At 41.6% G+C, this 11,903-nt stretch carries 10 protein-coding genes; 1 reads left to right on the top strand and 9 read right to left on the bottom strand.

Translation table 11 applies throughout. The annotated features are described in order from the left end of the window. Positions 1–45: 45 nt before the first annotated feature. From ACFOU2_RS09365 to ACFOU2_RS09325, 9 genes are all read right to left on the bottom strand, one after another. Complete coding sequence (locus ACFOU2_RS09365) at positions 46–225, bottom strand: YjzC family protein (protein WP_377914451.1); 180 nt, start codon at positions 223–225, stop codon at positions 46–48. Positions 226–459: 234 nt separating this feature from the next. Further along, complete coding sequence (gene argF, locus ACFOU2_RS09360; protein ID WP_377914449.1) at positions 460–1,422, bottom strand: ornithine carbamoyltransferase; 963 nt, start codon at positions 1,420–1,422, stop codon at positions 460–462. Next, positions 1,419–4,541 (bottom strand): carbamoyl phosphate synthase large subunit, encoded by a 3,123-nt coding sequence (locus tag ACFOU2_RS09355; protein ID WP_377914447.1) that lies wholly within the window; start codon positions 4,539–4,541, stop codon positions 1,419–1,421. The genes argF and ACFOU2_RS09355 overlap by 4 nt, the downstream gene beginning before the upstream one ends. After that, positions 4,534–5,613 (bottom strand): carbamoyl phosphate synthase small subunit, encoded by a 1,080-nt coding sequence (locus tag ACFOU2_RS09350; protein ID WP_377914445.1) that lies wholly within the window; start codon positions 5,611–5,613, stop codon positions 4,534–4,536. The genes ACFOU2_RS09355 and ACFOU2_RS09350 overlap by 8 nt, the downstream gene beginning before the upstream one ends. 74 nt (positions 5,614–5,687) lie before the next feature. After that, a complete protein-coding gene (locus ACFOU2_RS09345; RefSeq protein ID WP_377914443.1) occupies positions 5,688–6,842 on the bottom strand; it encodes an acetylornithine transaminase in 1,155 nt (384 codons plus the stop codon). Further along, on the bottom strand, positions 6,808–7,635 hold the full coding sequence (argB, locus tag ACFOU2_RS09340) for an acetylglutamate kinase (protein WP_377914441.1): 828 nt from the start codon (positions 7,633–7,635) through the stop codon (positions 6,808–6,810). The genes ACFOU2_RS09345 and argB overlap by 35 nt, the downstream gene beginning before the upstream one ends. Before the next feature lie 12 nt (positions 7,636–7,647). Continuing rightward, the gene (gene argJ / locus ACFOU2_RS09335) at positions 7,648–8,880 is read right to left on the bottom strand and encodes a bifunctional ornithine acetyltransferase/N-acetylglutamate synthase (protein ID WP_377914439.1); all 1,233 of its coding nucleotides are present in this window, start codon (positions 8,878–8,880) and stop codon (positions 7,648–7,650) included. Between the two features lie 24 nt (positions 8,881–8,904). Further along, positions 8,905–9,951, bottom strand: coding sequence for an N-acetyl-gamma-glutamyl-phosphate reductase (argC, locus tag ACFOU2_RS09330; protein WP_377914437.1), 1,047 nt, complete (start codon positions 9,949–9,951; stop codon positions 8,905–8,907). A gap of 420 nt (positions 9,952–10,371) precedes the next feature. Further along, complete coding sequence (locus tag ACFOU2_RS09325) at positions 10,372–10,680, bottom strand: metal-sulfur cluster assembly factor (protein WP_377914435.1); 309 nt, start codon at positions 10,678–10,680, stop codon at positions 10,372–10,374. Positions 10,681–10,959: 279 nt separating this feature from the next. Between ACFOU2_RS09325 and ACFOU2_RS09320 the strand changes: the two genes are divergently transcribed. Beyond that, positions 10,960–11,772, top strand: a complete 813-nt coding sequence (locus tag ACFOU2_RS09320; protein WP_377914433.1) for a Cof-type HAD-IIB family hydrolase — start codon at positions 10,960–10,962, stop codon at positions 11,770–11,772. The last annotated feature ends 131 nt before the right edge of the window (positions 11,773–11,903 follow it).

The following is an 11,903-nucleotide window of genomic DNA, read 5'->3' as shown; positions in this document are numbered from 1 at the left end:
TTTTTGCACAAAAAAAAAACTCGTCGATCGACGAGTTTTTGACAATTAGGGCTTGCGCAAATATGTCCAATGGCGATTATGATTGGATGTTTCAGGGAAGCGGTCTCCTGCTTTAAGTTTTAGCTTTTGCGGATTTTTCACGTTGCTTCCCGTTTCTCCGATTTCTATATAAATGCCGTTATTCGGCGCCTTCTGGCCAGGTGTAAAGTGGCGGTTTTGACCCATTGTTAGTGCCTCCTTTAATAAGGTGGTTCACTCATTATCTTATCCGCTTTTCGTTTTTTCATGAGTATACATGCTTCCTTTATGAAGAAAAGCGTGCTTTCCAACATTTTACCTTTAAAACGAAAGAAAAACGTCCAGAAAATACATTTTCTCATCAGTTTTCCTTTCGTTTTATTCAAATGGGCCAAAAATCAACACTAAACTTTAACACAACCTTATTTTAAAATAGTTTATTTAGGAAAGAATAGCTTGTAATAAGGCTTTTTGGACATGCATTCGATTTCCGGCTTGTTGAAATACAAAGGAACGAGGACCGTCAATCACTTCTGCCGTTACTTCTTCGCCTCGATGGGCCGGGAGACAATGAAGGAACAGATAATCACTTTTTGCTTGTTTAACTAATTCTTCATTAATTTGATACGGGGTGAAAACAGCCAGGCGTTCTTTTGCTTCTTCTTCCTGCCCCATACTTGTCCATACGTCCGTATACAATGCGTCTGCATCTTTGGCTGCTGCAACAGGGTCATGACAGATGGTAATGTTGGCACCTGTCACTTTGGCCACCTCTTGTGCGTATTTGACGACAAATTCTTTCGGTTCGTACCCCTTTGGACATGCAAGTGTAAAGTCCATTCCTACTTTTGCACAAGCAATCATAAGTGAATGAGCAACGTTATTGCCGTCTCCAATATAAGCCATTTTCAATCCTTTAAAGGCCTTCTTATGTTCATAAACGGTCAACAAATCAGCCAGTGCCTGACATGGATGAAAATCATCTGTTAAACCATTGATGACGGGAATAGAAGCATGTTTAGCAAGCTCTACTACTTTTTCATGTTCAAACGTGCGAATCATAATAACATCAATGAATTCGGAAAGAACCCTGGCTGTGTCTGCAATGGTTTCTCCTCTTCCGATCTGTAAATCGTTTCCGTTTAAGTAAAGGGCATTTCCCCCTAGTTGGAGCATGCCGGCTTCAAATGAAACACGAGTGCGAGTAGAGGATTTTTCAAAAATCATTCCCAGCGTTTTCCCTTTTAAGGAAGAAACGACCTCACCGTTTAAATGCTTTGCTTTCAGCTCAAGGGCACTCTCCAATAAATAGATAATCTCATTTGTCGATAAATCCATTAACGTTAACAAGTTTTTTCCCTTTAGCTGGATTTGTTCTTTCTCAATTGACACTGCTCCCATCATATGGTCACTTCCTTTACTTGTTGATCGTTCTGTTTCCAGTTTTGTAATGAACAAACATCGTATTGTTTCTGTTTGAAGGCTTTTATGAATAAATCTACCGTTTCTTTTTCTGTCATGACGAGTAACCCATGCTTTAAGGCGGTTAAACGTCTTTGCTTGGCTTCTTCCCCCGTGCCTAAACTTATAAAGAGCAGGGCTTCCTGTTGGGAAGCCCAACGGTTGATGTCATCCTCTTTTACTACTTTTACACCATGTTCTTTAAGTTCGTTAAGCCATTGCTCATCGGTCTCGCCATCCACACAAATTTGATTTGCTTGAGGATGAGCCATTAAATAACTATAAAATACTTTTAAAGCGGCTTCCTCCATGGTTGAGGCAATGGCAATTCCTTCACCTGTCGATTTCATTTCCGGCCCAACAAGGGGGTCGACTCCTGCCAGTTTATTTGTAGAAAAAACCGGAAACTTAATGGTTTGGTAAGAAGGGGCTGACAATAACCCGGTTTTTCCATGAATTTCTGTCAAAGATTTCCCAAGCAATATTTTTGTCGAAAGCGCAATAAGCGGTATACCTGTGACTTTGCTCACGAGGGGAACAGTACGACTTGCTCTTGGATTCACTTCAAGAACGAGCACATCGTCACCATCTACTAAATATTGAATGTTCATCACGCCTTTATAGGAAAGTTTGCAGGCGATCTTCTTAGCATACTCGACAATTTTTTCCTCAACCGCTTTGTTTAACGTTTGAGATGGTAAGTAAGCATAGCTGTCACCGGAATGTACACCCGCTTTCTCTACGTGTTCCATAATGGTCGGAACGAGAATATTCTCTCCATCTGTCACTACATCAATCTCCGCTTCCTTTGCTGGTAAATAAGCATCAATTAAAATCGGGTAATGACCAGGTTCAATCATTTGGATATAGGAAGCCAATTCCTCTTGACCATAAAGAGTCATCATCCCGCGTCCGCCAATAACATAGGAAGGACGAATCAGAATCGGAAAACCGATACTCTTTGCTTTTTCCATTAATTCTTGCTCGTTTTCGGCCATTTCCCCTGGTACATGTGGGATATTCAGTCCCTCAAGCAATTGGTAAAATTTATCGCGATCTTCCAATGCATCAATGACTTCTTCAGTGACCCCTAGAATGGAAACGCCTGCTTCTGTTAACCCTTGCACGAGTGAAATAGCGGTTTGCCCCCCATATTGAACGATAACATGGTGAACGCCTTCCGCTTCGAGTACGTTCAACACGTCCTCTACCGTAATCGGCTCAAAGTACAAGCGATTGGCTACCTGAAAGTCGGTGCTTACCGTTTCCGGGTTATTATTAATTAAGATCGTCTCATATCCTTCTTCTTGTAGAGCATAAACACCATGAACGGAACTGTAATCGAATTCGACTCCCTGGCCGATCCGAATGGGACCAGAGCCGATGATGGCTACTTTCGTTTTATCCGACTCCAACAGTTCGGTCTCCCCGTAATAGCTGGAGTAAAAATACGCAGTTGTTGATTTAAACTCTGCTGCACATGTATCGACCATTTTATAGCTTGGAACAATCTGCAGTTCTTTCCGTTTTTGGCGAACTTCCTGCTCTTGAACATTCCAGATAGAAGCAAGATATTCGTCCGCAAACCCTTTTTCTTTTGCCTGTTTAAAAAGCTGAGGATCGATCGTCTGGAAACTTAACGTCTTTAGCTCTTTTTCAAGCTCAATTAATTGGGCAAAATGTGTTAAATAAAAGTAATCGATTTTCGTGATTTCATGAATATGTGCTACCTCATATCCACGACGAAGCAGTTCAAAAATCACAAATAAGCGTTCATCGTTTTGTTGACTTAATTTTCCGGTTAATTCTTGTTGCGGACAATCCTTCAAGGCCGGAAGTTCCAATCCATTCACGTTTATTTCCAACGAAGAAATCGCCTTTTGCAAGCTTCTTTCCAGATTGCGGTCAATCGCCATGACCTCGCCGGTTGCTTTCATTTGCGTTCCCAATTTGCGATCAGCCTGTGCAAATTTATCAAACGGCCAGCGAGGAAACTTCACTACCACATAATCCAATGATGGCTCAAAACTTGCATATGTGTCGCCGGTTACCGGATTCAAAATTTCATCGAGCGTGTAGCCAACCGCTAATTTGGCTGCAATTTTCGCGATTGGATACCCGGTTGCTTTAGAAGCAAGAGCGGATGAGCGGCTGACACGAGGATTTACTTCAATCAAATAATATTGTTTGCTTGCCGGGTCGAGAGCAAACTGAATATTACATCCGCCGATGATACCCAGTGCGGAAATAATTTTGATGGAGGCTGTCCGCAGCATTTGATATTCTACGTCTGTTAATGTTTGAGAAGGAGCCACCACAATAGAATCCCCTGTATGAATACCGACAGGATCGATATTCTCCATATTGCAAATCGTAATGCACGTGCCATTTCCATCGCGCATCACTTCGTATTCCACTTCTTTGTAGCCGGCAATGCTTTTTTCAATCAAGCATTGGTGAATGGCACTTTCACGAAGGCCATTTGCTGCTAAAAACGTTAGGTCTTCTGTGGTATAGGCAATTCCGCCGCCTGTTCCGCCAAGGGTATAGGCAGGGCGGACAATCACCGGAAATCCGATTTCTTCGGCAAAGGCAAGCGCTTCTTCCACTTTTGTCACAATTGTACTCGCTGGTACGGGTTCATTCAGTTCCTTCATCAGCTGACGGAAATCTTCCCGATTTTCTCCCTTCTTAATGGATTCAATCGGTGTTCCAAGCAGCTTCACCCCATGCTTCTGCAAAACCCCTTTTTCATGCAGCTCGAGTGCCAGATTTAACCCCGTTTGGCCTCCCAATGTCGCCAGCAATCCATCCGGCTTTTCTTTTTTCATGATTTTATCTACACTATCTACTGTCAGAGGCTCAAAATAAATAACATCTGCCACATTTTCATCTGTCATGATTGTTGCCGGGTTATTATTGACCAGGATGACTTTGTATCCTTCTTCTTTTAAAGAAAGGCAGGCTTGTGTTCCTGAATAATCAAATTCTGCTGCCTGGCCGATAATGATAGGCCCTGAGCCAATGACTAAAATGGTTTTTAACGATGTATCTTTAGGCATACACTTTCTCTCTCCCTGCTTGCTTCACGAGTGTTAGAAATTCATCAAAAATGTAGCTGCTGTCGCTAGGGCCCGGATGTGCTTCAGGATGATACTGCACGGATAAAACCGGTAATGTTTGATGCATAAATCCTTCGACAGATCCGTCATTTACATTTTTAAAACGCACTTTCAGTTTCGTATTTTTTATGCTTTCTTCATCTACCACATAGCTGTGATTTTGAGACGTCATATACACTTTCTTCTTTACCAGATCGATCACCGGCTGATTGGCGCCACGGTGGCCGAACATTAATTTCTTTGTTTTTCCTCCGCATGCAAGGCCGATCAATTGATGGCCAAGACAAATTCCCAATGTCGGATAAGATTCGATTACTTTTTTCAACGTTGGGAGCTGGAAGTTCAATTGGACCGGGTCTCCAGGACCGTTAGACAACACAATTCCATCCGGCTTTAATTCGGTTAATTGTTCCAAGGAAATGTGATAAGGCACGACCGTTACTCGACATTGGCGCTCCACCAGCTCTTGTAAAATGGATTTTTTGTAGCCAAAATCGATGAGAACGATATGCTTATCTCCGCTTCCGTATGTTTGTACACTGGGAGTCGACACTTCCTTTACAATAAGACTTTCTTGTTCTTTAAAGACACCCGGTAAAGCGGATGTTTGTGCCGAAACGAAAGCTTGCATCGTGCCTTCATTTCGAATGCGCTTGACAACCGCGCGCGTATCGACATGTGTAATAAGCGGAATGTTCCATTTTTTTAAATACTGCTTTAACGTATATGTGGCTTCATAGTGAAAACCTTGATCCCAGCACTCGTAGACGACGACACCGGCGACATGGGGTTTTTTGCTTTCGTAATCCTGCTCATTGATTCCGTAATTTCCGATAAGCGGGTATGTGAACACAATAATTTGATTTTTATACGACGGGTCTGTTAACACTTCTTGATAACCTGTCATGCCTGTAAAGAAAACAATCTCTCCTGTTATCTCTTTTTTTGTTGATGTATCCTCTAATGTTCCTTCAAACGACTCGCCGTTCGCTAAGTGAACATAACCTTTCATAATAAGCCTCCGAACGAATTTTTATTTATTTAATAGAATTTTTATACATATATATTATAAAAAATCACCACTGTTTACAATGAAATTTTTTCGTGGCAGCACACATTCTCAATAATCGTTAATGCTGTATTCATTTCTTCCATAGTGACAGTTAACGGCGGCAGCAAACGAATAACGGATGGACCTGCCCCAAGGACAAGCAATCCTTTTTCTCTCATTTTCCCGATAAGCTCACCCTGCTTCTCAGCACATTCGATTCCGATTAAAAATCCTTTTCCTCGAATATCCGTGATAAATGGGATGGACGACAACTTCGTTTGGAGTTCCTTCATAAAATAAGCTGCCTTTTGTTCCACTTCTTTTAAAAAGGCTTCCTGGAAGATGACGGTCAATGTTGCTTTTGCCGCTGCTAATGCAATTGGATTCCCTCCGAATGTCGAACCATGGGATCCAGGACCAAACGCTTCTTTTAAATGATTTTTACCGATAAGCGCTCCAATCGGCAATCCACTTCCTAATCCTTTTGCCACTGTGGTAATATCAGGTGATAATGAATAGTGTTGATACGCAAATGGCTTTCCTGTGCGTCCAATACCTGTTTGTACTTCATCGACAATAAACAATGAACCATTTTCCTGACAAAGCTGCTGGACCCCTTCCAGAAATTCCGCTTCCGCCGGAACGACTCCGCCTTCTCCCTGGACAATTTCAAGCATCACTGCTGCTGTTGTTTCATCCATTTCTTTCTTTACAGCTTCTATATCGTTATAAGGTACATACACAAATTCCTGCAGCAATGGTCCGAAGCCTTCGTGTATTTTTGCTTGGCCTGTTGCCGACATAGTTGCAAACGTTCGACCGTGAAATGATTTTTTGAAGGTAATGATTTTATGGCGTTTCGTATACTTTCGTGCCAATTTAATGGCTGCTTCATTCGCTTCCGCACCACTGTTACAGAAAAAGACGGCATCCCCGCATGAATGCTGGACAAGCAATTCCGCCACTTCTTCTTGAACACTCACATGAAACAAATTCGATACATGCCATACTTGTTTCAGCTGTTGTTCAACCGCTTCTTGTACAGCCGGATGGCGATGTCCTAAGTTGCATACAGCAATACCGGAAATAAAATCCAGATACTTCTGGCCGTTTTCATCCGTCAATTTTGTTCCGCTCGCGCTTTTTACTTTCACATCAAATCGTTGGTATGTTGGAAATAAGTAACTCATCTGCCGATCCCTCCGTTTCTTCTTTTCCATATTTGATAGTGGTACCTATCCACTCTCCGTTTTCCGTCATAAATGAAGCTTTGCCGCTTACAATCTGCACCTGATGAAGAGATGGCGATAAAGCTTTGATTGCCGCTTGCACTTTCGGGATCATTCCGCCGTAAATAACTCCGCTTTTCATCAGTTGTTCAACATCAGCAGGGGTCACTTCGGGCAGCAGCTCATCGTCTTTTAAAATCCCTTGCACATCTGTGACAAATAGAAGCTGCTTTGCCCCAAGCGCCTGCGCGACCGCACCGGCTGCCAAATCAGCATTAATATTAAAACTTTCTCCCTCTTTGTTCACTCCAATAGATGAGATGACCGGTACATATCCTCCATCCATCAAATGATTGAGCAACTGATCATTTACATCTACCACTTCGCCTACATACCCTAGTTCCTCATAGTTGATGGCTTTCGTTTCGAGAAGCATTCCATCACAACCTGACAACCCTACACTATTCAACCCATATGTTTGCAGAGAAGTGACAAGCTGTTTGTTTACTTTTCCGGCTAACACCATTTTGACCACATCCAGCACTTCTGCAGATGTTTTGCGTAATCCGTTAACAAACTCGGATTGGATATTGAGCCGCTTTAATAATGCTGCAATATCCGGTCCGCCGCCGTGAACGATCGCTAGACGATATCCTTGATCCGCCAAAAAGGATAGACTTTGAAAAAAAGAATCGCTTAACTCATTCATAATGCTTCCACCGCATTTAATCACAATTGTTTCCTGATTTCCCATTATGTCTCTCCCTTATGTGCGATAACTCGCATTGATTTTCACATAATCATATGTTAAATCACAGCCCCACGCTACTCCATTTTCCTTTCCTTCGTAAAGCTGTACGGTAATGACTATTTGAGATTGCTGTAAATAGGTTTTAGCTGCTTCTTCATCAAACGCTTGAGGCTGACTGTTTTTCAGCATATTAATTTCTCCCATGCTGACATCCACTTTATCAGGATTGACTTCCACTCCGCTGTAGCCAATTGCTCCAATGATTCGCCCCCAATTTGCATCCGCTCCATATACAGCTGTTTTAACAAGATTAGACCCAACAATTTGTTTGGCAATTTTATTGGCATCTTCTTTTGTTTTCGCTCCATTGACTTGAACTTCAATTAGTTTCGTGGCCCCTTCTCCATCACGGGCAATTTGTTTTGCCAAATCTTCACATGTTAACTTTAGCGCCTCATAGAACTGGAACCACTGCGGATGACTAGGCGTTAACGGAGCATTTTCGGCCATTCCGTTTGCCATGACAATGACCATGTCATTTGTCGACGTATCTCCATCCACTGTAATCTGATTAAATGTCTTATTGGTAATGGAGCGCAAAGCTTCCTGCAGCACATTGGAATCGATTGCTGCATCTGTTGTAACAAATCCAAGCATCGTCGCCATATTTGGATGAATCATTCCCGATCCCTTTGCAGCTCCTCCGACAGTAATCGTCTTACCGTCAATCACCGTTTCATAGCAGGCTGTCTTCATGACTGTGTCGGTTGTTAAGATGGCTGTTTGGAACTCCTCTGCAGCACTTTGATCATTGCCTGGCTTCAAATTTTGAATGCCTTTACGGATTTTATCCATATTTAACAACTCACCGATGACTCCAGTAGAAGCAACCGCTACATAATGAGGCTCTAATTGAAATTTCTCCGCAAACAGCGTTCTCATTTCATAGGCATCTTTTAACCCCTGTTCACCTGTACAAGCATTTGCACACGCACTGTTTACAATGATACCTTGCAGCTTTTGCTCTGCCGCAATACTTTCTTTTGTGACATGAAGCGGAGCTGCCTGAAAGCTGCTTTGTGTATAAACTGCCGCACAGCTTGAGGGTTGCACGCTCACAATTGCTCCTACATCTTTTTTCTCATAACGCAGTCCAGCATGCACACCTGCCGCCAAAAATCCCTTTGGCGTCACAATTGTTCCGTTCTCTATCTTCTTTACCGTTGTTTTCTCTTCCGTCTTAATCACACTTATTCCCCTCTCTTATTTCTCTTATGGATAAACAGGAATAAAGTTTAGACCTGTCTGCTGTTCATATCCCATCATGATATTAGCGTTTTGCACAGCCTGCCCTGCCGCCCCTTTTACAAGGTTATCGATCACTGACACGATGGTGATACGATTCGTTCTCTCATCAAAAGCAACTCCGATATCACAATAGTTAGATCCGCATACCTCTTTTGTTGACGGGAATTTTCCTTTTTCTCTTATTCTTACAAATGGAGCAGCTTTATAACTTTCTAGATAAAGAGCATATAAGTCTTCAAGTGTCATCCTGTCTTTTGCCCGTGCATATACTGTGCTCATGATGCCTCTTGTCATCGGCACCAGATGTGTATTGAAAGTAATTGGTTGGATGTTTTCATTCCAGCCCTTCAACACTTGCTCGATTTCCGGAATATGCTGATGCTGATTGACTTTATAAATTTTAAGATTTTCATTTGCTTCGGCATAATGTGTCACACTCGATAAGCCTTTTCCGGCACCAGAAACCCCCGATTTCGCATCCACAATAACTGAATCTTCTTCAATCAACCGACTCTTTACAAGGGGAGCCAATGCTAACAATGTAGCAGTCGGATAACAACCCGGATTGGCAATAAAGGAGCTTTCTTTCACCTCTTCGGCAAACCACTCGGATAGTCCGTACACCGCTTGATGTAAATAAGACTTTTTAGCAGAAGGCTTTTGATACCATTGTTCGTATAGATCTTCTTCCTTTAAACGAAAGTCACCGGATAGATCGACTACCTTAAGCCCTGCATCAACTAAACCTGGAACAAGTCGGCTCGAGATTCCGGATGGAGTGGCAGTGAACACTAAATCCACTTCTTGTGCCATTCGGTTTGGATCGATATCTTGCAAACGCCAACTTTCATGCGATAAATGTGGATAAATATCCTTTATCATCGTTCCTTCCTGTGAAGAAGAATAAACTGAATAAATATGAAAATGTGGATGGGAAGAGAGCAATCTGATCAATTCTATCCCACCATAACCTGTCGCTCCAACGATACCTATCTTACTTTTTTTATTCATTTTAAACTTTTAACGCTCCTTCATATCTATTAAATTACTAATCATTATAATACTGTATAAAAATAAAATCAAATGAATATTTAGTTATTTTTTTAATTTTTGGGCTTCTGTTGTAAACTACACGTCTTTCTGTCTGTTTTTTAGTGTATTTAAAATTTGTAAGGATACTGATTACCCGATGACATTGAACTTTTTGTTCATGGGAGCCGCCATTTCATGTCAAATTGCATGCTGAATGATGACAATAGATAAAACTTTTCCATAAAAGTAAAGTTTTGTGATTGATTGAAGACTTTTGAATCATCCGGAACAGCGTCAGCCATCATGGAAAATCGATTTAATCCAAAGGCTTTCCTAACGATACATTCAGTTTTAAAAATTTTTGAGCTAAGTAAGCTGCCTCGACGATCATATCCCGCTTTAACGAATCCCCAACGCAATTTTTGCATAACGCGACATCCGGTCCTTACTCCAGGGCGGATTAAAGGTAATGCTTACTTCCACATTCTTTACTTCCGCTAATGGAAGTAGTGCTTTTTTCACGTCTTCTGTAATTGTTCCGGCAAGCGGACATCCAATAGACGTAAGAGTCATGGTTACAATTGCCGTTCCTTCTTCCGTTAACTCTAAATCATATACCAATCCTAAATTGATAATATCTACACCTAATTCCGGGTCTTTCACTTCTTCTAATGCTTCCATTATCTTTTCTTTTATTTTTTCATCCATTTTCTATCCTTCCTTCCAGAATACGTCTTCCTAGTTACTTTCATTACACACATTTTGCTTATTATACGCATAGGAAAAATTTACGGATTGCCAAGTCTGCCAAGGGGGAGCATAGAGGATAATCGTTCTTTACTTATACTAAAATTCGCTTCTTTATCGCTCCCTGCTGCTGTGCTGCCCATACGTTTCGTAATGTATAAATAAAAAGACCTGCGGGACACATAAATATAATTGTGTTAAAGTAAAATTAACTGATCAATACCGTTGAAAGGAGCTACTATGAGCACGAAACCGCATTTAATCGCACTTGATCTAGATGGTACATTATTAACCGATAAAAAAACGATTTCCCCCAAAACAAAAGCCATCCTCGAAAAAGCGAAACAAGAAGGGCATATCGTCATGATTGCGACAGGCCGCCCTTACCGTTCAAGCTCCATGTATTATTCAGAGCTGCAATTGAATACTCCTATTGTGAACTTTAACGGTGCACTTATTCATCATCCTCTCCAACAAACATGGGGTGTGCACCATAGCCCGCTCCACCGTCATACAGCCTATGATATTGTAGAAGCTATGGACAATTATGAGATTAACAACATTCTTGCTGAAGTGATGGACGATGTATATTTGCATTATGATGATCGGGAATTAATCGATGTTATTAATTTAGGGAATCCAAAACTTCAAACAGGTGACTTGCGTGTTTACTTACAGCATGATCCTACCTCCATTTTAATCCATGCTGACGAATATCATGTGGACGATATTCGCCGGCACTTATCGGAAGTGCATGCAGAAGTGATTGAACATCGCCGCTGGGGAGCTCCCTGGCATGTGATTGAAATTGTCAAAAAAGGATTGAATAAAGCAGTCGGTCTTCAAAAAGTGGCCGATTACTACAACATTCCCCAAGAGCGAATCATTGCATTCGGTGACGAAGATAACGATTTGGAAATGATCGAGTTTGCCGGTCATGGTGTAGCCATGGGAAATGCAATTGCCCAGCTAAAGAACCTTGCAAGAGAAACCACGCTGTCAAACGAAGAAGACGGCATTGCCCTTTACCTGCGAGACGTATTAAAACTCTAATATCCCATTTCCTAAAAGCCTGATCGCCGACTGATTAGGCTTTTTATATATATAGGATGCTTTCCTGTTGACCGGATTACTCGGAAAAGGGAATTTTTTATGGCTATAGCTCTTCAAAAACTACACAAACT

This window comes from Bacillus songklensis, assembly GCF_042649685.1.
GTDB classification, from domain to species: Bacteria; Bacillota; Bacilli; order Bacillales; family Bacillaceae_H; genus Bacillus_BA; species Bacillus_BA songklensis.
This window is presented reverse-complemented; position numbering and strand designations above follow the sequence as displayed.

Excerpts from the sequence above, each read along its gene's own strand:
- ACFOU2_RS09325 (WP_377914435.1), bottom strand. The coding sequence starts at position 10,680 with ATGGATGAAAAAATAAAAGAAAAGATAATGGAAGCATTAGAAGAAGTG.
- ACFOU2_RS09345 (WP_377914443.1), bottom strand. The coding sequence starts at position 6,842 with ATGAGTTACTTATTTCCAACATACCAACGATTTGATGTGAAAGTAAAA.
- ACFOU2_RS09365 (WP_377914451.1), bottom strand. The coding sequence starts at position 225 with ATGGGTCAAAACCGCCACTTTACACCTGGCCAGAAGGCGCCGAATAAC.
- argC (WP_377914437.1), bottom strand. The coding sequence starts at position 9,951 with ATGAATAAAAAAAGTAAGATAGGTATCGTTGGAGCGACAGGTTATGGT.
- ACFOU2_RS09355 (WP_377914447.1), bottom strand. The coding sequence starts at position 4,541 with ATGCCTAAAGATACATCGTTAAAAACCATTTTAGTCATTGGCTCAGGG.
- argF (WP_377914449.1), bottom strand. The coding sequence starts at position 1,422 with ATGATGGGAGCAGTGTCAATTGAGAAAGAACAAATCCAGCTAAAGGGA.
- ACFOU2_RS09350 (WP_377914445.1), bottom strand. The coding sequence starts at position 5,613 with ATGAAAGGTTATGTTCACTTAGCGAACGGCGAGTCGTTTGAAGGAACA.
- argB (WP_377914441.1), bottom strand. The coding sequence starts at position 7,635 with ATGGGAAATCAGGAAACAATTGTGATTAAATGCGGTGGAAGCATTATG.
- ACFOU2_RS09320 (WP_377914433.1), top strand. The coding sequence starts at position 10,960 with ATGAGCACGAAACCGCATTTAATCGCACTTGATCTAGATGGTACATTA.